Origin of the sequence: Azospirillum aestuarii (assembly GCF_016632405.1) — a bacterium.
Classification (GTDB): Bacteria; Pseudomonadota; Alphaproteobacteria; order Azospirillales; family Azospirillaceae; genus Azospirillum; species Azospirillum aestuarii.
In genome coordinates, this window is sequence record NZ_JAEPIV010000004.1 from 89,709 (window position 1) to 108,834 (window position 19,126).

Annotated in this window: 17 protein-coding genes; 6 read left to right on the forward strand and 11 right to left on the reverse strand. The window is 69.4% G+C overall.

From position 1 onward, the window contains the following. Positions 1 to 139 precede the first annotated feature (139 nt). Positions 140 to 1,936: a glycoside hydrolase family 15 protein gene (locus JJL56_RS11535; RefSeq protein ID WP_145624543.1), complete on the forward strand. Its 1,797-nt coding sequence runs from the start codon at positions 140 to 142 to the stop codon at positions 1,934 to 1,936. A 58-nt stretch (positions 1,937 to 1,994) separates the two neighbouring features. Here the strand turns inward: JJL56_RS11535 and JJL56_RS11540 are convergent, their stop codons facing one another. Next, positions 1,995 to 3,239 (reverse strand): BON domain-containing protein, encoded by a 1,245-nt coding sequence (locus JJL56_RS11540; RefSeq protein WP_200485199.1) that lies wholly within the window; start codon positions 3,237 to 3,239, stop codon positions 1,995 to 1,997. A gap of 556 nt (positions 3,240 to 3,795) precedes the next feature. Here JJL56_RS11540 and JJL56_RS11545 point away from each other — a divergent pair. After that, entirely contained in the window at positions 3,796 to 5,406 is a 1,611-nt protein-coding gene (locus JJL56_RS11545) for a ribonuclease J (protein WP_247890516.1), read from the forward strand. 125 nt (positions 5,407 to 5,531) lie between these two features. Beyond that, positions 5,532 to 5,861 (forward strand): hypothetical protein, encoded by a 330-nt coding sequence (locus tag JJL56_RS11550; RefSeq protein ID WP_145624538.1) that lies wholly within the window; start codon positions 5,532 to 5,534, stop codon positions 5,859 to 5,861. A 13-nt stretch (positions 5,862 to 5,874) separates the two neighbouring features. Here JJL56_RS11550 and JJL56_RS11555 read toward each other — a convergent pair whose 3' ends face one another. Then, on the reverse strand, positions 5,875 to 6,204 hold the full coding sequence (locus JJL56_RS11555; protein WP_183178910.1) for a hypothetical protein: 330 nt from the start codon (positions 6,202 to 6,204) through the stop codon (positions 5,875 to 5,877). Positions 6,205 to 6,351: 147 nt separating this feature from the next. Between JJL56_RS11555 and JJL56_RS11560 the strand changes: the two genes are divergently transcribed. Then, complete coding sequence (locus JJL56_RS11560; RefSeq protein WP_200485200.1) at positions 6,352 to 6,966, forward strand: class I SAM-dependent methyltransferase; 615 nt, start codon at positions 6,352 to 6,354, stop codon at positions 6,964 to 6,966. Positions 6,967 to 6,990: 24 nt separating this feature from the next. Here JJL56_RS11560 and JJL56_RS11565 read toward each other — a convergent pair whose 3' ends face one another. The 3 genes from JJL56_RS11565 to JJL56_RS11575 form a co-directional block, all read right to left on the reverse strand. Further along, positions 6,991 to 7,956: a hypothetical protein gene (locus tag JJL56_RS11565; RefSeq protein WP_145624534.1), complete on the reverse strand. Its 966-nt coding sequence runs from the start codon at positions 7,954 to 7,956 to the stop codon at positions 6,991 to 6,993. A 156-nt stretch (positions 7,957 to 8,112) separates the two neighbouring features. Further along, the gene (locus JJL56_RS11570) at positions 8,113 to 8,301 is read right to left on the reverse strand and encodes a hypothetical protein (protein WP_145624532.1); all 189 of its coding nucleotides are present in this window, start codon (positions 8,299 to 8,301) and stop codon (positions 8,113 to 8,115) included. Positions 8,302 to 8,473: 172 nt separating this feature from the next. Next, the gene (locus tag JJL56_RS11575; RefSeq protein WP_200485201.1) at positions 8,474 to 11,374 is read right to left on the reverse strand and encodes a PAS domain-containing protein; all 2,901 of its coding nucleotides are present in this window, start codon (positions 11,372 to 11,374) and stop codon (positions 8,474 to 8,476) included. A gap of 102 nt (positions 11,375 to 11,476) precedes the next feature. Between JJL56_RS11575 and JJL56_RS11580 the strand changes: the two genes are divergently transcribed. Then, the gene (locus JJL56_RS11580) at positions 11,477 to 11,614 is read left to right on the forward strand and encodes a hypothetical protein (RefSeq protein ID WP_200485202.1); all 138 of its coding nucleotides are present in this window, start codon (positions 11,477 to 11,479) and stop codon (positions 11,612 to 11,614) included. Between the two features lie 89 nt (positions 11,615 to 11,703). Here JJL56_RS11580 and JJL56_RS11585 read toward each other — a convergent pair whose 3' ends face one another. Then, positions 11,704 to 13,203, reverse strand: coding sequence for an amidase (locus JJL56_RS11585; protein ID WP_247891035.1), 1,500 nt, complete (start codon positions 13,201 to 13,203; stop codon positions 11,704 to 11,706). Next, complete coding sequence (locus tag JJL56_RS11590) at positions 13,191 to 14,423, reverse strand: MFS transporter (protein WP_145624525.1); 1,233 nt, start codon at positions 14,421 to 14,423, stop codon at positions 13,191 to 13,193. Before JJL56_RS11590 ends, JJL56_RS11585 begins: the two co-directional genes overlap by 13 nt. 30 nt (positions 14,424 to 14,453) lie before the next feature. On the opposite strand from JJL56_RS11590, the gene JJL56_RS11595 reads away from it, so the two are divergent. Continuing rightward, entirely contained in the window at positions 14,454 to 14,810 is a 357-nt protein-coding gene (locus JJL56_RS11595; RefSeq protein WP_145624522.1) for a hydroxyisourate hydrolase, read from the forward strand. A gap of 1 nt (position 14,811) precedes the next feature. On the opposite strand, the gene JJL56_RS11600 is transcribed toward JJL56_RS11595, so the two are convergent. The 4 genes from JJL56_RS11600 to JJL56_RS11615 all read right to left on the reverse strand — a co-directional run bounded on the left by JJL56_RS11600 (position 14,812) and on the right by JJL56_RS11615 (position 18,965). Next, positions 14,812 to 15,627 carry an ABC transporter permease gene (locus tag JJL56_RS11600; protein ID WP_247891036.1) on the reverse strand — a complete coding sequence of 272 codons (816 nt, stop codon included), beginning with the start codon at positions 15,625 to 15,627 and terminating at the stop codon, positions 14,812 to 14,814. Then, the gene (locus JJL56_RS11605) at positions 15,620 to 16,519 is read right to left on the reverse strand and encodes an ABC transporter permease (protein WP_200485203.1); all 900 of its coding nucleotides are present in this window, start codon (positions 16,517 to 16,519) and stop codon (positions 15,620 to 15,622) included. Before JJL56_RS11605 ends, JJL56_RS11600 begins: the two co-directional genes overlap by 8 nt. Positions 16,520 to 16,721: 202 nt before the next feature. After that, entirely contained in the window at positions 16,722 to 17,768 is a 1,047-nt protein-coding gene (locus JJL56_RS11610; RefSeq protein WP_035679667.1) for an ABC transporter substrate-binding protein, read from the reverse strand. A 42-nt stretch (positions 17,769 to 17,810) separates the two neighbouring features. Continuing rightward, positions 17,811 to 18,965: an ABC transporter ATP-binding protein gene (locus tag JJL56_RS11615; RefSeq protein ID WP_145624515.1), complete on the reverse strand. Its 1,155-nt coding sequence runs from the start codon at positions 18,963 to 18,965 to the stop codon at positions 17,811 to 17,813. Positions 18,966 to 19,126 lie beyond the last annotated feature (161 nt).

Consider the following 19,126-nt stretch of genomic DNA (forward strand, 5'->3'; position numbering starts at 1 on the left):
GCTAACACGCGGGTTCGGCGGCCAGAATCGTCAAACCGGACGATCGACCTTCGTCGGCACACAGTCTTGACCGGAGGGAACCGGAGCCGTCGCAGGCCGTTGCCCAAAGGCACACCCCCCAATCGTTCGAGAGCGTGCCATGGCCTCCCGCATCGAGGATTACGCCCTTCTGGGAGACTGCGAGACCGCAGCCCTTCTGTCCGCCGAAGGTTCCATCGACTGGCTGTGCTGGCCGCGCTTCGATTCCGACGCCTGCTTCGCAGCACTGCTGGGCACGCCGGAGAACGGGCGCTGGCTGCTGCGACCGAGCGATCGCGACGCCCGGACGACCCGGCGCTACCGTGGCGACAGCCTGATCCTGGAGACGGAGTTCGAGACGGCGGAGGGCGCCGTCACCATGATCGACTTCATGCCCCCGCGCGGCGAGGCGTCGGACATCGTGCGCATCCTGCGCGGGCGGCGCGGGCGCGTCGCCATGCGCATGGACCTGACGCTGCGCTTCGGCTACGGGCACGTCGTGCCGTGGGTGACGCGGATCGGCCCGCACACCCTGCGCGCCATCGCCGGGCCGGACATGGTCGTCCTGCACACCAGCGCCCCGATCCACGGCGAGGACCTGAGCACCGTCGCCGACTTCACCGTGGCGGAGGGCGAGAGCATCGCCTTCGTGATGATCCATTCCCCCTCGCATCTGCCGCTGCCGCAGCCGGTCGATGCCGAACAGGCGCTGGCGGAAACCGAACGCTTCTGGGCGGAATGGAGCGGGCGCTGCACCTACGGCGGCCCCTGGCGGGACGCGGTGCTGCGCTCGCTGGTCACGCTGAAGGCGCTGACCTACCGCCCGACCGGCGGCATCGTCGCGGCGCCGACGACCTCCCTTCCCGAACAGCTCGGCGGGGTGCGGAACTGGGACTACCGCTACTGCTGGCTGCGCGACGCCACGCTGACCCTGCTGGCGCTGATGAACGCCGGCTATCTGCAGGAGGCGCGGGACTGGCGCGACTGGGGCCTGCGCGCCATCGCCGGCAGTCCGGAGCAGATCCAGATCATGTACGGCATCGCCGGGGAACGCCGCCTGCTGGAATGGGAGGTGCCCTGGCTGCCCGGCTACGAGGGCGCCAGCCCGGTCCGCGTCGGCAACGCCGCGGCCCCCCAACTCCAGCTCGACGTTTATGGCGAGATGATGGACGCGGCGCATCAGGCACGGATGCGCGGCATCGAGATCAGGCCGGAAGGCTGGCGCGTCCAGTGCGCCTTGCTCGATCACATGGAATCGGTGTGGGACCAGCCGGACGAGGGCATCTGGGAGGTGCGGGGCGGGACGCGGCATTTCACCCACTCCAAGGTGATGGCCTGGGTCGCCGTGGACCGCATGGTGAAGAGCGCGGAGAGGTTCGGCCTGGACGCGCCGCTGGACCGCTGGAAGGCGCTGCGGCGGGCCATTTTCGAGGATGTCTGCGCCAACGGCTATTCGACGGCGCGGAACAGCTTCGTTCAGTATTACGGCGCCGGCCACGTCGATGCGGCGCTGCTGATGCTGCCGATGGTCGGTTTCCTGCCGGTGGACGATCCCCGCATCCAGGGCACCGTCGCCGCCATCGAACAGGAGCTGATGCAGGACGGCCTCGTCATGCGCTACCGGACGGAACGGACCGACGACGGGCTTCCCGATGGGGAGGGAGTGTTCCTCGCCTGCTCCTTCTGGCTCGCCGACGTCTATGTGCTGCAAGGGCGCCAAGCGGAGGCCGAGGCGCTGTTCAACAGGCTGCTCGCTCTGCGCAACGATCTGGGGTTGCTGTCGGAGGAGTACGACACGACGGCGAAACGGCTGGTCGGCAACTTCCCGCAGGCCTTCTCGCACATCGCGCTGATCAACACCGCCTTCAACCTGACCCGCGCGGAGAAGCCGGCGGAGCAGCGCCAGGACGGGGACTGACGGGATAAAGGAAGGCCCCTCCCGCCGGTGAGGGCGGGAGGGGCGTGGTTGGAAACGGTCAGCGGCTGGTGCTGCCCGTGGTGCTGGTGCGGCTGGTGTCCGTGCTACTGGAACTCCCGCTCATGCCGGTCCCGGACGTGCTGGAGGTTCCGGACATGCCCGTCCCGGACCCGCTCGTCCCGGTGTTGCTCATTCCAGTGTTGGAAGACCCGGTGGTGCCGAGCCCGGCCATGGCCGACGCCCCGGCGGTGGTGCCGGTGCCGCCGAAGGTCTGCTCGCGGACGCGCAGATTGTTCTGCACGTGGCGGACACCGGAAATGGTTTCGGCCATGTCCTCGGCGCGCCGCTTGGTCCGGCGGTCGCTCACCGAGCCGCTCAGCGTGACCTCGCAATTGCTGACGGTTACGTCGATCTCCGACGCGTCGATGTAGGGATCGTCGGTCAGGCGGTCGTTCACATCCTCGCGGATGCGGTCGTCGGAGCGGGTGTAGCCGCGCGGCCCGCGGCCCCGGTGGTGCAGGGCGCCGGGATCGTCGTTGCGAGCGTCCATGCGGCGACGGCGTTCCGCGTCCTCGTCGCCGAACCAGGAGGCCATCTCGTCGCCCGCCCGTTCGAAGAAACCGCGCTCCTCGTTGCGGCCGTAGCCGCTGCCGCCGCCATAGCCCATCCGGCCGTAGTCGCGGTTGCCATAGTCCCGGCTGCTGTAGTCCCGGTTCCCGGTGCCGCGGGACCCGTACTCCATGCCGCCGTAGTCGCGGCTGCCGTAGTCGCGGCCGCCATAGGCTCCGCTGCCGTAATCGGAACGCCCGAAGCCGCCGCGATAGCCGAAGTCCTGGCCATAGTCGCCACGGTCGTCATAGCCCTGACGATCGTCGCGGGACCGCCAGTCGCGTTGTCCCTGGCCGTAGGAACTGCGGGAGCCGTAGTCGCGGCCATAGTCGCGACTGCCGGAGCCCTGGCCGTAGGAGCCCTGGCCATAGGAACCTTGACCGTAATCGCCCCGGCCTTCCTGCTGGCGCCAATAATCCCGGCCATAGTCGAAGCCTTCGCGGCCCTGGCCCTCGTAACCATAGCCGGGCTGGCGGCCGCCGCCACCCATCATGCCGGAGCGGCCGGACTGGCCTGATCCGGATTGACCCCAACTCGATTGACCGAACTCGTCACGGCCACGGTTCTGGCCACGGTTCTGGTATGAACCGGCGCTCCACTCACGACTTTCGCCGCGCTCGCGGTCGCGCTCCCACCGGTCGTCGTCGCGGCGGGCGCCCTGGTCGTTCCTCCACCTGGATTCATAGTCGGACATGGGATACTCCCCATTTGGACGGTGCCCGTTCGCCGGGCGTCCGCAAACAACAGGGGAAGCGGCGAAGAATCGCGGAGCGGCGGCGGCTTTGCCATGTCTTCGGCAACGTCTTCGGCCAAGCCCTCCGCCATGCGATTTGCACAGACCAGCCAACCGAAGCGGCATCAAAAGCCCGCAAACGCCCACAACTCCAGCATCCCTGCGCTCCGTCGGCGCGTCGCGTGGAGGCCGCGGGGAATCAGGCGAAGACGCCCCCTTGAACGCAGCGGCGAAGGAAACATATGTGCAACATCGCCGGCGGATGGCCGTAACCTTCGGGTGACCAACCGGCAAACTTCTTTCCGGGTCGTGATTCAGCGGTTGACCGGCGTCATCATCTGGATTACTGGCTCGAACACCGCTCTCCCTGGCCGATTCGGCCGGCTGCCTCGACCCATCCCCACGGTCCTGGCGCCGCCGATGGCCGGGGAGACCCCCGAGATCCGCATCGACACGCGATGCACGCCCGTCCGGCAGCGTTGAATGCCGGCTGAGATGTTGTGAAGCAGAAGGACGTATGACGTTTGAAAACAAGCGCCGCCGCGCGGCGCCCAAGGGCGGCAACCGCCCGAACTCGAATTTTGGCGGCAACCGCCCGAACACGATTGTTGGCGATGTGCGCAACGGCAAGTCCGGCGGCCCGCGTTTCCAGAAGAACCAGAACCCCAAGCCCTACGAGCGTCAGCGGGCGACCCGCCCGCCGGGCGCCCCGGTTCCCGGCCCGGTGCCGGGCCACGACGAAATCCTGTTCATCCCGCTCGGCGGCTGCTCGCGCATCGGCATGAACATGGCCCTCTACGGCCATGCCGGAAAATGGCTGATCGTGGACGCCGGCGTCGCCTTCATGGGCGACGAGGCGCCGGGCGTCGACAGCCTGATGGCCGATCCTTCCTTCATCGAGGAGCGGATGGACGAGGTGGTCGGGCTGGTCGTCACCCACGCCCACGAAGACCACATCGGCGCCATCCACCATCTGTGGCCGGCGCTGGAATGCCCGATCTACGCGACCCCCTTCGCCGCCCACGTGATCCGTGAACGGCTGAAGGAGTCCGGCGGCCTGCGCCACGCCCGCATCCGCGTGTTCGAGCCGGGCGCCTCCTTCGAGATCGGCCCCTTCGGCATCGAGACCATCACCGTCACCCACTCGATCCCCGAGCCGGTCTCGGTGGCGATCCACACCAAGGCCGGCACCGTCCTGCACACCGGCGACTGGAAGTTCGACCCGCACCCGCTGGTCGGCCCGACCATGGACCTGGACGCGCTGAAGCGGCTGGGCGACCGCGGCGTGCTGGCGATGATGTGCGACAGCACCAACGCCAACGTCGACGGCACCACCGGTTCGGAGGCGGACGCCCGCGCCGGCCTGATCGAAGCTTTCGCCGGGCGCAAGGGCGCCATCGCGGTGACCGGCTTCGCGTCCAACGTCGCCCGCATGCAGGCGGTGGCCGAGGCCGCGGCGGCCCACGACCGCAAGGTGGTGCTGGTCGGCCGGTCGATGCTGCGCATGGAGAAGGCGGCCCGCGCCAGCGGCTATCTGGAGAAGGCGCCGGAGTTCATCTCCATCATGGAGGCCTCCTGGACGCCGCGCCGGAACCTCGTGTTCCTGTGCACCGGCAGCCAGGGCGAGGAGCGGGCGGCGCTCAGCCGTCTGGCCCGCGACGGCCACCGCGAGCTGTGGCTGGAGAGCGGCGACACGGTGATCTTCTCGGCCCGCGCCATTCCCGGCAACGAGGTGGTGCTGGCCGATGTGCAGGATCACCTGAAGGCCAAGGGCGTGACGGTGGTGACCCCCGCCGACGCGCCGGTGCATGTGTCGGGCCACCCGAAGCGGGACGACCTGATCCGCATGTACGACCTGATCCGCCCGCGCTTCTCCGTGCCGGTGCACGGCACCATCGAGCATCTGGAGGCCCACGCCCGCCTGGCCCGCGCCTGCGGCGTGGAGCGGGCGCTGGTTCCGGAGGATGGCGACATCCTGCGGATCGCGCGGGAAGGCACCGCGGTGATCGGCCATATGGAGGCCAAGCGCCTCGCCAACACCGGGCGCGAACTGATCCCCTGGACGGGCCTGCCCGTCGCGGAGGATGCGGACGCTCTGGCCGAAGCCATGGAGTCGATGGCCGCCTGAGGCGGTCATCCTCCCTCACCGCCACGTTTCAAAGGGCCACGAATCACCAGAAGGGGGACACCCGCCCTCCGTTCGCGCGCACCGGGGGCCGGTTCACGGCCCTGTTTCTTCTTGGAGAGTTGCCAATGGCTGGCTATCCCGCCGACCGGCTTTCCTTTCCCGACATCCTCGACCCGGTGCTGGAAGTGCCGGACGGGGACGACACGGCCCTCGACCGCGCCATCAATGAGGTGGCCGAGGCGCTGGCCGACAGCGGGACCCTGATCGTCGATGCCCTGGGCCAGGCGGCCTACGGCGTGACCGACGAGGATGCCGTTCTCGGCCTGATCGACACCTACATCCGCGTCCTCCTGCATCTCGGCGAGGTGGAGGAGGCGGCGGACATGGGCGAAGTGATCGAGCGCATCCAGCGTTTCCAGCGCCGCCGCAAGCGCCGCGGCTCGCGCGCCTCCTGACGCCACCCTTCTCTCAGGCCGGTGGGACCGTTCCGCCGGTCAGCCAGCGGGTCGCCAGGGCGCGCAGCCGCGCGGTCTGCTGCCGCTGGCGGTAGACGGACACGGCGTAGCCGATCCCGATGAAGCCGACGATCACCACCCAGAAGCCGAACAGGTAGCGCCAGTCCGCCCCCGCGGTCAGCAGAACCAGCAGGACCAGCGTCACCACCCCCGCCACCACCCCGCCGATGATGCGCATCCGCAGGAAGGCGGCCTCGTCGCTCTGTTCGAAATCCTCGGCCAGCGCCTGGATTTCCAGTCCGGCCTGACGGCGGGCCTCCGCCGCCGGGTTCAGCGCATCCATGCCATCTCCATTCCGTTTTTCGGGCTTTGGACCCCAGTCGCGATGATCCGTCACATTCGCCTGCTATGAAAGGAAGAACAGGCGAAACGCGCTTCCGGCCCTCGACGCTCACGGTGTGAATGGGCCGCTTCGGGGGAGTCTCGACCCATGCAGACCGGTTATGTGCGCACCTACGAACGCATCGCCCCGCTCTACGACGCGCTGGACCTCGGTTACGAGATGATGTGGAAGCGGCGCCTGCGGCGGGGCACCTTTCGCGGCCTGTCCGGGCGCATCCTCGACGCCGGGGCGGGCACCGGCCGCAACATCCCCTTCTACCCCGCCGACGCCCGCGTGACCGCGGTGGACGCCAGCCCGGCCATGCTGGCCCGCGCCGCCAAGCGGGCGGACAAGCAGGGGCGGGCGGTGGAATTCCAGGTGCTGGATCTGGCCGCCACCGGCTTCCCGGACGGCCACTTCGACCATGTGGTGGCGACCTTCGTCTTCTGCGTCCTGCCGGAGGAGCTTCAGGTGCCGGTTCTGCGCGAGATGCGGCGCATCCTGAAGCCGGAGGGGACGCTGCGAATCCTCGACTACACCCAGTCGGAGCGCTCGGCGGCCCGGCTGTGGATGCGCGTGGTGTCGCCCTGGCTGAGCTTCGCCTTCGGCGCCCGCTACACCGCCGGCTACGAGGCCCATCTGCCGCGGGCCGGCATGGGGGCGGTGGACAGCCGCTTTGTGATGGGCGACTACGTCAAGCTGGTGGAGGCCCGCGCGGCCTGAGCCGCCGGGCCTTCCCTCTGCCGATCAGCCGGCGCGCCGTTGCTCGTGCACCGGGCCGCCGCCGAAATGGTCGAGAGCCTGGGCGAGCGCGTCGTCGAACACCTCGGCCTTCTCGGTGAAATAGTCGAAGTAGCCGTAATGGCGGCGCAGCGCCAGCTCGGTCAGTGAGCGGATGCGGTAGGCCGGGTCGTTCAGCGTGCCGCGCTCCATCAGCTCGATCACCCGGCGCAGCCGCGCGACCTCCGCCTTGTAGGAGTTGGCGAACCACTGGCGGATCTTCCAGTTTTCCACTTCCAGCTGGTTGCGCGGCACCGGCCCGATCCAGGACACGGGGAAGGGAGCGGCCACCGTTACCTCGTCGAAGCCGTGCAGCTCCGACAGGATGATGCTGCGGTGATAGGCGCCGTCGATGAGCCCGCCGGGGGCCTCCTCGAAACCGTAGAGATAGAGCCAGAGGGCGCTTTCCACCGCGTCCGCGGTGATGTCCTCCAGCCCGACCTCCCCGGCCATCAGGCGCCGGGCGGCGGCGTTGCCGTGAAGCAGCCCGTTGCCGGAGCGGAAATCGTAGGTGTTGAAGACGACGCCGACCTCGGCCTCGTTCAGGGTGCGGGCGATCTCGGCCACGGTGTCACGGTCGCGCACCGGGGCGTACTGGCGGGCCGGCATCAGCCGCTCCAGCACCGCCGATGGCGACAGCGGCACATCCAGCCAGCGCCGCGCGTTCTCGCCCAGCACCGGGCGGAACACGCCCTTGTGCCCGAACAGGGCGGTTTGCCAGGCCCGGAGCAGCCCGCCGGATGCCCCTCTGTGTTCGAGAAGCAGGCGGCGCACGTCCTCGCCGCGCAGCCAGGCGGCCAGCACGACGATCTGCCCGGAGGTCACCGTGAACAGGTCGGGCATCCGCTCCAGGCGGTCGAGCGCCGTCAGCACGCCCGCGCCGTGCAGGTTGAACCCACCGAAGCCGCCCAGGGCGACCGCTCGTTTCTGCATGTCAAAAACTCCAACCAAAGAACAACGGGCCCGCGCAGCGCCGCTGTCGCGGCCGCCGCCGGCCAAAACCCACAGCCGCGCCCGTCAGACGGGTCTGCCGGGACGCAGCGCGGCATCACTGCCGACGTATCAGGGAAGAATGAGGTTCGTCGGCCGTCAGCCGGCGGCCCGGCCGCCTTCCAGGCGGTGGGGATTCAGGTCAGCCGTTCGCCCTTTCAGAAACGCGGTCAGCCGGCCCAGCAGGGACCGGAGATGATCGGCGCGCATCCGCGCGGCCTTGCGGCGGATGAGCCGCATGTCGCGTTCGGAGGGAAGGGCGGAAGCGAAGTGCGAAGGCGTGTTCATAAGGGACCTCCTCAAAGGATTGAGAAGGCGTCTCCCCCTCGGGAAAGGGCTTATCGTTATGTTGCAGTGCACAATATAGGGCAGTGCCACTGCCCCGTCAAGGCTGGTCCGCTTTTTGTCCGCCGCACCCCGCTTCGGCTCTCCGGCTGGGCTCTCCGGCTGGGGCGGGGGCTCAATCCCCGGTCCGGCTCAACGGATCGTGGTTCAGAAGATCCTGGATGGCGCTTTGCAGCTGCCGCGGGGTGACCGGCTTGCGCACCACGGCCAGCCCGAGCGCCGCCGCGTCGCGGTCGCAGTCGGTGCCGATCTCGCCGGTCAGGATGATCGCCGGAACCGGCGATCCGACCAGCCCACGGATTTGCACGATGGCTTCCGTTCCGATCCGGCCGTTGCGCAGCCGGTAGTCGGCGATGATCAGATCCGGGCGGCGGTCCAGTCCGCGCAGCCGCTCCAGCGCCTGCTCCGTGGAGCCCGCGACGGCGACCTCGTACCCCCATTCCTGGAAGATGGTCCGCAGTCCCATCAGGACGATGACGTCGTCCTCGACCAGAACGGCCAGCCGGCCGTCGCCGGATGGGGTGGTGTCGGCTTCGGGGGCGGGAAGGGGGACGGCCGGGGCGGCGCGCGGCGCCTCGATGGAAAAGATCGATCCATGGGCCGGTTCGGAGCGAACCGACACCGGATGGTTCAGCAGCCGGGACAGCCGCTTCACGATGGCCAGCCCCAGGCCGAGGCCCTGGCTGCGGTCGCGTTCCGGGTTGCCGACCTGATGGAATTCCTCGAAGACCTTGGTCTGCTGTTCCACCGAAATGCCGATGCCGCTGTCCTGCACGGTGATGCGGACGGTGCCGTTCGCCGCCTCGCAGGACACGCGGACATAGCCCGCCTCTGTGTAGCGGATGGCGTTCTCCACCAGATTGCGGAGCATCCGGCCGAGCAGCAGCCGGTCGCTGCGCACCGCGAGATCCGGTGCGGGTTGGACGACGGTGAACTCCAGCCCCTTGCTGGAGGCGATCGGGACATAGGCCGCCTCGATCTCATCCAGCATCGGGCGCAGGGGCACCGTGTCGATCTGCGGGGTGATGACGCCGGCATCGAGGCGCGACACGTCGAGCAGGCTGTCGAGAAGGTTCTTCAGCGTCTCCAGCGCGCGTTCCAGCGAGGTCAGCGGGCCGCGCCCCTTGCTGGGATCGACGTGGTGTTGCAGGACGCCGGCGAACAGCAGGGCGGATTGCAGCGGCTGGCGCAGGTCGTGGCTGGCCGCGGCCAGGAACTTCGACTTGGAGACGTTGGCCTCGTCGGCCTTTGCCTTGGCGTCGCGCAGGGCCTCCTCCATCGCCTTGCGTCCGGTGATGTCGATGTTCAATCCGCTGAGCCGGACCAGGCGCCCGTTGTCATAGACGGGGCGCCCGATCGCCATGATCCAGCGCACCCCATCGCGCGGATGAAGGATGCGGAACTCCCCGCGGTAATCGGAACGCCGGGCTTCCAGCACCTCCTTCGTGAACCGGCGCACCGAGTCCCGGTCCGCCGGGTGGACCAGTTCGAAAAAGCTGTTCTCGCTGGGCGTGAAGTTGTCCGGAGTGACGCCGTACAGCCGGTACATGCCATCCGACCAGGCCAGTGTCCGGTCGCGCTGGTCGAAATCCCAGATGCCGGCTTCCGACGCGGCCAGCGCGATGGTCAGCCGCTCCTCGCTGCGGCGCAGCGCCTCCTCCAGGGCCTTGCGTTCGGTGATGTCCAGATTCAGGCCGCTGAAGTGCAGCGGCGTGCCGTCGGGGCCGTAGCTGACCCGCCCGATCGACGAAACCCAGCGGATGGCGCCGCCGGGCTGGACGATTCGGTACTCCAGCCGGACGTAGGAACGCCGCTCGGCGAGCATTTCCGTCTGGGCCTTCAGCGTCGCGATGTCGAAATCGTCGGGATGGACCACCGACCGCCACATGGCGCTGGTCGCCTCGTGCACGGCGGGATCGAGGCCGAAGATGCGGTGGGTTTCTTCCGACCAGTGCCCCTGGCCGGAGGTGAGATCCCAGTCGAAGGTGCCGGCCAGGGCGGATTCAAGGGCGAAGCTCAGCCGGTCCTTGCTCTTGCGCAGATCGTCCTCGGCTTGGCGCCGCCGGGTGATGTCGAGAAGATAGACCGACATTCCGTTCGCGTTGGGAAAGGCCCGCATCCAGAACCAGCGCCCGGTGCGCACGCCTTGGAATTCGTCGTCGATCGGCGTCTGCCCGGCCATTGCCTGATGGGCCTTTCGCCACAGCGGCGTGTCGACCAGTTCCGGAAAGGCGTCCCACAGCGACCGTCCGCGCAGATCGCGTCCCTGGGCGATCAGAGCGATCGCCTTGTCGTTCAGGTAGGTGAAGCGCCAGTCACGGTCCAACTCGATCACGCCGTCCACCGTGCTGCCAAGCACCGCGGCCATGCGCAGCGCGTTGCTGCGCGCCTGCTCATGGGCGCGCAGGAAGCGCCACAGGCTCCAGCCCGCGGTCAACCCGGCGAACAGGAGAAGTCCGGCGAAGATGGCGAGCGTGCGCCGTGCCGCCGCGTTGACCGACAGCATGGATTCGTCCTTGTCCAGGCTGACATGGACGTAGAGGTTGGGGACGCCGGCGGCCAGCGGCGACACCGCGATGATCCGCATCCGGCCATCCGGCCCAGGCGCTTCGACCACACGCCGCTCGCCCCGCTTCAGCAGAGTCTGATAGGGAGTGTGAAGCGCCTGGCCGACGGTGTCCGGCATTTCGGGCTGGTGCGCCAGGACGGTGCCGGAACGGTCGGCGATCACCACCTCCGCGTCGTCCGGCAGGCTCTTCTCGCGAAGGAACAGGTTCAGCCATGTGGTGTCGAGCAGCACCGTCGCCACCCCGGCCGGAACTCCGTTTTCGTCCTTGTAGGCGAGAGCGAAGGGGATGGAAGGGCGTCCCGTGGTGCGGGATGTCAGGGTGGCCCCGTTGGTCTGTTCTCCGGTGGTCAGCGCCTCCTGCCAATAGCTGCGGTCGGCGACCGACAGGCCACGTGCCCGAGGTTCGGTGGAGCACCAGATGGTTCCGGACCGGTTGCTGATGCTCACCGCCAGATATGGGGGAAACTTTGCCTTGATCCGAAGAAGTGTATCCTGGCAGGACGCCGGGGACAGCCGCCCTATGCCCATCTCTGTAAGAGCAACCAAAACGTGTTCGATGTCGTCGGCGATGCGCTGCTGTTCGGATTCGACCTGATCCAAGAGCTGCATCGACTCCAGGCGGATTTCCGTTTCCCGGGACTTGCGCAATTCCAGGATGTTGTACACTTCGAAGGCGATCAGCGGTAATGCAACCAAAAGGAAAAGAATCGACAACCGACGCGCCGACCATCCAGGCCGCTGGTCCGGCTCGTTGGTCTTCACCCCTATCTCCCTACTCAACCCCTCTTCGGGTGAAGATTGCCAGAACACGATGGTAATTGAAACAGGCTGTCCGTTCTATCCCGGTCGCCGACTCTCCTTTTCTTGAAAAACTGTTGCGGCATGGGCGACGTGTAACCGCAGGTGGCCTCCACCAGGGCGGCCAGCCGCAGCACCGTCGCGTCGGACAGGCGCGGACCGGCGATCTGCAACCCCACCGGAAGCCCGCCGCTCTCCGTCAGCCCGCAGGGCACGGAGCAGGCCGGCGCGTAGCAGTGATTGAACAGCGGCGTGAAGACCGCGTGGCCGCGCGGCGTCACCGGGCGCCCGTCGATGGTGGCGGGGCCGAGCCGGTCGAACGGCCATGCCGTGGCGGGAACCGTCGGGCAGACCAGAAGGTCGTAACGCGCGAAGAGGGCGGCCAGCGCGCGGTACGCCTCCTCCCGCAGATGCAGGGCGCGGGCGACCTCCGCGCCGCTGGTGCGCAGGCCAGCCTCGATCTGCTGCCCGATGTCGGGGTCGAACAGGTCCGGCGTCGCGCGGTAGCGCTCCCCGTAGAGCGCGGCGAGGCCGGCGAACTGGAGGGGCATCAGGCCGCTTTCTCCAGACCCTTCGGGCCAGACCGGGTCGGCCTCCTCCACGATGGCCCCGGCGGCGGCGAGGCGGTGAACGGCGCGCTCCACGCAGGCCGCGACCTCCGGATCGACCGGGGCGTCCAGCCCCAGCCGCCGGCTGTAAGCGACGCGCAGGCCCGCCGGGTCGGCGGTGGCGGCGGCACGGACGAAGGAACCGGCCATGGTTACCGATTGCGGGTCGCGCGGGTCCGGCCCGGCCAGCGCGTCGAGCATCAGCGCCACGTCGGCGACGGAGCGGGCCATCTGGCCGATCACCGAATTGCCGAACACCGGCTCTGCGAAGCCGATGGGGTGGGGGACGACTCCGGCCGACGGCTTCATGCCGACCACCCCGACATGGGCGGCGGGCCGGCGGGTGGAACCGCCGCCGTCGGTGCAGAGCGCCAAAGGCGCCAAGCCCGCCGCCACGGCGCTGGCCGCCCCGCCGGAGGAACCGCCGGGCGTCAGCGCCACATCCCAGGGGTTCCGGGTCGGGCCGTGCAGGCGATTTGTCGTCACCCCCTTGCAGGCGAATTCCGAGCAGTTGGTGATTCCCGCGAAGACGGCGCCCGCGGCGCGCAGCCGGGCCACCGCCACCGCGTCCTCCGGCGCCACGAAGTCCTCGAACAGCCGTGATCCCTGGCGGACCGGCTGACCGCGCACCCAGATGTTGTCCTTTACCGTGAAGGGCACGCCCAGCAACGGCAGCGCCTCGCCCCGCGCGGCGCGCGCGTCGGCGGCCCGCGCCTCCGCCCGCCCGGTTTCCGGGTCGAGATGGACGATGGCGTTCAGCCTGGGATTCTCCGCCGCGATCCGCTCCAGCAGGTCGTCATAGAGGGCGACGGCGCTGACCTCGCGGGCGGCGACCTGTTCGGCGATCCGGCGGGCGCTCATCGTGCGCATGGGGTGTCCTCGGCAGCGGTGGAAAGGTCCGGGGTGGGGGCCGGCGGCAGGGGAATGACCAGTGCGGCGGCGCCGGCCAGCGCGGCGGCGGCGGCGGCCAGATAGCCGGCGGAATAGCCGAAGCCCCCCGCGACCAGAAGGCTGAACAGCGCCGGTCCGGCGACCAGCCCGGCGTAGGCGATGGCGAGCATGCCGCCCGTCGCCTCGCCCGCCCGGCCCGGCGGGGCGAGACGGGCGACCTCCGAGACGAACAGGCCGTTCCAGCCGCTCGCCGACAGGCCGAAGGCGGCACAGACGGCCAGGAAGGCAGGCACCGGCCAGCCGGGGGAGGCGATGGCGACGAGGGCGGCGGCCACGCTCATGGCGACGCCCAACCCGGCGAGGATGATGCGGGGCGGCGCCCAGCGCGTCGCCACGAGGCCCCAGCCGACGCGCCCGACCAGCCCGGCCCCCTGCGCCACCGCCAGTGCCGTCCCGGCCAGCGGCAGGCTCCAGCCCAGGCCGGTCACCGCGAAGCTGACCAGGAAGCCGTTCAGGCAAAGCTGCATGGCGGAGAAGGCGCAGACCGCCATGGCCAGCCGGCGCAGCGCCGGTTCCCCGGCGACCAGATCGAGTGCCCGCTTCAGCGTGCCGCGGCCGGCGGGGCGGGGGGCGGCGCGGTCGTCGCCGTCGTGGCGGCGGGCCAGCGGCTCCAGAACGAGGGCCAGGATGGCGGTGGCGCCCGCCACGATCATCAGGCTGGTCTGCCAGCCTACGGACAGGACCAGCAGCGGCACGGCGAACCCCGCGGCCATGCCGCCGAACTGGTTGCCGGTCTGGCGCAGCGAGAAGACCAGCGGCCGCTTCTCCGGCGGGGTCAGCCGGGACAGCAACTGCGTGCTGGCCGGCGTCTCCGGCCCGAAGGCGAAGCCCAGCGCCAGCGCCCCCAGCAGGAAGGCGATGGGAAGGGCGCTGGCCGACAGCAACGCGGCCCCGGCGGCGGCGAGCAGGCAGGCCTGGCAGGTGCGGATCGCTCCCCAGCGCGCGATCAGCCCGCCCGCCCCCAGCGACGCGGGGATGGCGGCGGTGAAGACGACCGCGGTATAAAGGCCGAGAAGCCCCGGATCGACCCCCAGGTCGGGCGCCGCCTGCGGCGCGATCACCGGGATGGCGAACAGACACAGCCCGACGAACGCCTGAACCGCCGCCATGGCGATCAGAGGCAGCAACCAGACGTTCATGGGGACTCCACAAAGGAAAGGGACGGGCCGATGGCCGGCGGGATTTCGTTGCATGCGGTGGATGTGGCGCGCGGGGTGCCCGCCGAGGGGATGCGGGTGGAACTCTATGCTTTGCGAGACGGACAGCGGGACAGGCTAGCGGAAAGCCGTTTGTGTGCCAATGGCGCGCTCGACCATCCGGTGGTCGGCGGCGCGGGCGTGACGGCGGGCGTCTACGAGGCGGTGTTCCACATCGGCCCCTGGCTGCGCGCGCAAGGGGCGGGAGGGGCGGAACCGGCCTTCCTGGAGGAGGCGCCGTTCCGCTTCACCGTCACCGACGTGGCGCAGCACTACCATCTGCCGCTGAAGTTCACCCCCTGGGGCTATTCCCTGTTCCGGGGAGCGTAAGTTAGCGGAGCTGGCGCGACAGGCCGGCGACCCGCTCCATCACCACCATCGCCAGGACGGTGACGGCGATCAGCACGCCGGACACCGCCGCGGCGCGGACGTCCAGGCTGTTCTCCAGGATCTGCCACATGCGGATCGGCAGCACCTCGTTGCGGGCGTCGGCCATGAACAGCGACACCGGGATGTTGTCGAAGCTCGACATGAAGGCGATGAAGGCGCCGGCGCCGATGCCGTTGCGGATGGTCGGCAGCGTCACCCGGCGGAAGGTGTAGAAGCGCCCGGCCCCCAGGCTCTCGGAGCTTTCCAGGAGGGCTGGGTCGAGCTGGGCGAGGCTCGCCAGCGTGGTGCGCAGGACGTAGGGGACGCTGACCACGATATGGCCGATGGCCAGCGTCAGGAAGGACAGCTCCACCCCCGCCGTGCTGAAGAACACCAGCGAGGCGAGGCCGAAGGCCAGCGCCGGCAGCACCAGCGGCGACATGAACAGCGCGTCCAGCCCGCGTGCCCACGCCCGCCGGCTGCGCCCGATGGCCAGCGCGGCGGCGGTGCCCAGCACCACCGACACGGCGGTGACCACGGCGCCCAGCTTCAGGCTGACCAGCGCGGCGTCCTGGAGCTGCCACGCGTCGATCAGCGAGGCGTACCAGCGCAGGCTGTAGGCGGGCGGCGGAAACTTCAGCGAATAGCCGTCGGTGAAGGAGGTGACGAGCACCACCAGCGTCGGCGCCGCCAGTAGCAGCAGCGCCGCACCGGCAAGCGTGCCCATGACGAATCCGAAGGAGGCGCTTCCCAGGGTCGGGCGCTGCATGTCAGGCATGGACGTACCCCTTGCTGGCGCGGCCCAGCAGGTTGAACAGCATCACCACACCCAGCACCGACACCATGAAGACGATGGAGATGGCGGCGGCGAAGGGCCAATTGTGGAGCGTGATCGTCTGTTGATAGATGTATTGCGGCATGAACAGCATCTGCCCGCCGCCCACCAGCGACTGGGTGATGAAGGCGGTGACCGAGGCGGCGTAGGTCAGCAGGCACCCGGCGACGATCCCCGGCAGGCTCAGCGGCAGCGTCACCTTGAGGAAGCCCCGCCACGGCCCGGCGCCCAGCGCCGCCGAGGCATCGAGCAGGTTGGGGTCGAGCCGCAACAGGGTGGTGATCAGCGGCAGCACCATCAGCGGCATCTGCACCTGCACCAGGGCGGCGACCAGACCGCCCTCGGTGTAGAGCAGGCGCAGCGGCGTCTCCGCCAGACCCAGCGACAGCAGCAGGTTGTTGACGATGCCGTCCCGCCCCAGGATGACGATCCAGGCGAAGGTTCGGACCACGACGGAGGTCAGCAGCGGCAGGATGATGACCAGGATCAGCGCCGACTGCATCCGCGGCCCGCTGCGGGTGTAGAGCCAGGCCAGCGGATAGCCGAACAGCAGCGTCAGCGCCGTGACCTTCACCCCCAGCAGCAGCGTGCTGCCGAGCACGGCGAGATTGAAGGCATCGCCGAAGAAGCGGATGTACTGGTCCAGACCGAACCGCGTCATCTCCGCGTCGGCGTAGAGGCTGACGGCGACCAGCAGGAGCAGCGGCGTCACGAAGAACACCGCGAAGAAGGTGGCCAGCGGCAGCGCCAGCGTCCATTCCCGCCCGATGCGGGGCCGTGCGGCGGTCGCGGGTCCGGCGAGGCCGGGGGCGGTGATGGCGGTGGCTGCGGTCATGGGCGGGAGTCCTGTGGAGGCAATCGCATTCGTAGTCCCCTCTCCCCTCCGGGGAGAGGGTTAGGGTGAGGGGGTTGCGCATGGCGGAGCGTTCGGCACAAGCGCAACCCCCTCACCGGCCCTGCGGGCCACCCTCTCCCCGGAGGGGAGAGGGCTAAGAAGGCCAATCCGGAGAGGGTTGGGTGGGGCCCGTTTCCCGCGCTTACACCTTGATCTCCTTGTTGAAGCGCTCGATCCAGCCGGCGCGGTTCTGGTTGATCACCGACCAGTCGTGGAACACGAAGGATGCCTTCAGTTCCTCCTGGTCCTTGGCGATCATGCGGGCGATGTCGCCGTCCATCTGCACCTTCGAATTCGTCGGGATGACGTAGAAGGGCGCCTGCATCAGCTTGGTCTGGACCTCCGGCGCCATGGCGGATTCGATCAGCGCCGCCGCCAGCTTGGCGTTGGGGGAGTTCTTGGTGATGTGGGCGGTGGTCAGGAAGGCGATGGTGCCGGTCTTCGGCTTGGCGAACTCGACCGGCACGCCGCGGGCGCGCAGGATCTGGATGGCGTTGAAGTTGCCCGGCGAAATGTCGATCTGGCCCTGCTGGAACAGGGTGGCGAGCGCGCCGGGGTTGGGGGCGACGGCGCCGAGGTTCGGCTGAAGCTCCTTCAGGGCGGCGAAGGCCGGCTCAATGTCGTTCTCGCCGCCGCCGCGGGTCTTCGCCAGCTCGACCATGAAGGCGGTGCCGAGCGTCGAGTTCATGTTGGTGATGCCGACGCGGCCCTTGTACTCCGGCTTCCACAGGTCGTCCCAGCTCGTCGGCGGGGTCTTGACCTTCTCCGGGTTGTAGGTGATGCCGACCGCCTGGAAGAAGATGCCCGGCCCTTCGGGAAGCTGGGCCACCGGCAGCAGGTCCTGGTAGTTCTTGCTGTCCGCGACGGGGAAGGGGGCGGCCAGATCCTGGCCGATCACCGACAGGCGCGGGCCGGGGTCCATCAGCATCACGTCGATCGGCGGGTTCGCCTTGGCGGCGGACACCTTGGCGATCATGTCCACCGACAGCATCGGGTCCAGCGCAATGTCGGCGTTGCCCGTGGCCTTGCGGAAATGCGGGACGATCACGTCGCGGTGGGCTTCCTCCCAGCTTCCGGTGAAGGTGGCGAACACCAGCTTGCGCGCCTGCGCCCAGCTCATGCCGGGGAACAGGGACATGGCGCCGAGCGTCAGGCCGGCGGCGAGGATCTGGCGGCGGTCGAGGGTCATCGGCAGGCACTCCAGGGGGAGGAGGAGAGAAGGGGGAGGGGGTCAGGCGCCCGCCGGAACGGCGAAGGCGCGGCAGGTCTGGGGGGAGACGGGTTGCAGCCGGACCGGCGTGCCGGGCGCGCGCAGAGCGGCGCCGGCGACGCGCGGCTCGGTCACCTTCACCTGCCCGCCGTCGGCGGTGCGCACCTCGTAGACGACCACGGGGCCGAGCGGCAGGGCGAGTTCCACGGTGCCGGCGATCTGCTGGGGCGCCGCCTCGGTGGCGAGCCGCAGGTTTTCCGGGCGCACGCAGAGGATGGCGGGGTCGCCGGCGGCCAGGGCGGCGTCGGGGGTGACGGCGGTCAGAACGGTGCCGGCCTCCAGCGCCACCTCGGCGACGCTGCCGGAGGCGCGGACGACGCGGCCCCGCAACTGGTTGGCGCTGCCGACGAAGCCGTTGACGAACAGGGTTCCGGGGCGGTCGTAGACGTCTTCCGGCGTGCCGAACTGCTCCAGCTTGCCCCGGCTCAGCACGGCGATGCGGTCGGCCATGCTCAGCGCCTCCTCCTGGTCGTGCGTGACCATGATGGTGGTGATGCCGAAGCGGCGCTGGAGCTGCTTGATCTCGATCTGCATGTCCAGCCGCAGATTCTTGTCGAGCGCGGCGAAGGGCTCGTCGAGCAGCAATATGCTCGGCTGGATCGCCAGGGCGCGGGCCAGCGCCACGCGCTGCTGCTGCCCGCCGGACAGCTGCTTGGGGAAGCGGTCGCGCATGGCGTCCAGCTTCACCAGCCCCAGCATGGCCTCCACCCGCGCGCGGACCGCCTCGCGGGCCGCACCCCGCGCCTCCAGCCCGTAGGCGACGTTCTGCGCCACGGTCATGTGCGGGAACAGGGCGTAGTTCTGGAACACGATGCCGACGCCGCGCCCGGCCGGCGGGAGGCTGTCGACCACCCGGTCGCCGATGACGACGCGGCCCAGCGTCTGCGCCTGGAAGCCGGCGAGGATGCGCAGCAGCGTGGTCTTGCCGCAGCCGGAGGGTCCCAGCAGGGCCACCAGCTCGCCCGCCTTGATCTCCAGCGTCACGTTGTCCACGGCGGTGGACGCGCCGAAGCGGTGGGTGATGCCGTCCAGCGTCACCGCGACTCCCGCGGGAGCCTCCGCGGCGGGCTGCGGGGCCGGGCGATGGAACGAACGGGCGGACTGGAGTGCGGCCATGGGGCGTATCCTGGTAGGGCGCACCGGCGGGGACCCCCGGTGGCGCGTCGCAGGACAGAGGGAGAGCAACCCGCGTGCCACTCCCATGGGTTCAAGGACGATCCGGCCCTGAACCCCTGCATACTCTGGTGTTCGCCCCAAGGGCCTCGTTCAGGCGCGGC

Excerpts from the sequence above, each read along its gene's own strand:
- JJL56_RS11540 (WP_200485199.1), bottom strand. The coding sequence starts at position 3,239 with ATGTCCGACTATGAATCCAGGTGGAGGAACGACCAGGGCGCCCGCCGC.
- JJL56_RS11610 (WP_035679667.1), bottom strand. The coding sequence starts at position 17,768 with ATGACCCTCGACCGCCGCCAGATCCTCGCCGCCGGCCTGACGCTCGGC.
- JJL56_RS11550 (WP_145624538.1), top strand. The coding sequence starts at position 5,532 with ATGGCTGGCTATCCCGCCGACCGGCTTTCCTTTCCCGACATCCTCGAC.
- JJL56_RS11535 (WP_145624543.1), top strand. The coding sequence starts at position 140 with ATGGCCTCCCGCATCGAGGATTACGCCCTTCTGGGAGACTGCGAGACC.
- JJL56_RS11585 (WP_247891035.1), bottom strand. The coding sequence starts at position 13,203 with ATGCGCACGATGAGCGCCCGCCGGATCGCCGAACAGGTCGCCGCCCGC.
- JJL56_RS11595 (WP_145624522.1), top strand. The coding sequence starts at position 14,454 with ATGGCCGGCGGGATTTCGTTGCATGCGGTGGATGTGGCGCGCGGGGTG.
- JJL56_RS11600 (WP_247891036.1), bottom strand. The coding sequence starts at position 15,627 with ATGCCTGACATGCAGCGCCCGACCCTGGGAAGCGCCTCCTTCGGATTC.
- JJL56_RS11570 (WP_145624532.1), bottom strand. The coding sequence starts at position 8,301 with ATGAACACGCCTTCGCACTTCGCTTCCGCCCTTCCCTCCGAACGCGAC.
- JJL56_RS11565 (WP_145624534.1), bottom strand. The coding sequence starts at position 7,956 with ATGCAGAAACGAGCGGTCGCCCTGGGCGGCTTCGGTGGGTTCAACCTG.
- JJL56_RS11560 (WP_200485200.1), top strand. The coding sequence starts at position 6,352 with ATGCAGACCGGTTATGTGCGCACCTACGAACGCATCGCCCCGCTCTAC.
- JJL56_RS11590 (WP_145624525.1), bottom strand. The coding sequence starts at position 14,423 with ATGAACGTCTGGTTGCTGCCTCTGATCGCCATGGCGGCGGTTCAGGCG.
- JJL56_RS11605 (WP_200485203.1), bottom strand. The coding sequence starts at position 16,519 with ATGACCGCAGCCACCGCCATCACCGCCCCCGGCCTCGCCGGACCCGCG.
- JJL56_RS11545 (WP_247890516.1), top strand. The coding sequence starts at position 3,796 with ATGACGTTTGAAAACAAGCGCCGCCGCGCGGCGCCCAAGGGCGGCAAC.
- JJL56_RS11555 (WP_183178910.1), bottom strand. The coding sequence starts at position 6,204 with ATGGATGCGCTGAACCCGGCGGCGGAGGCCCGCCGTCAGGCCGGACTG.
- JJL56_RS11615 (WP_145624515.1), bottom strand. The coding sequence starts at position 18,965 with ATGGCCGCACTCCAGTCCGCCCGTTCGTTCCATCGCCCGGCCCCGCAG.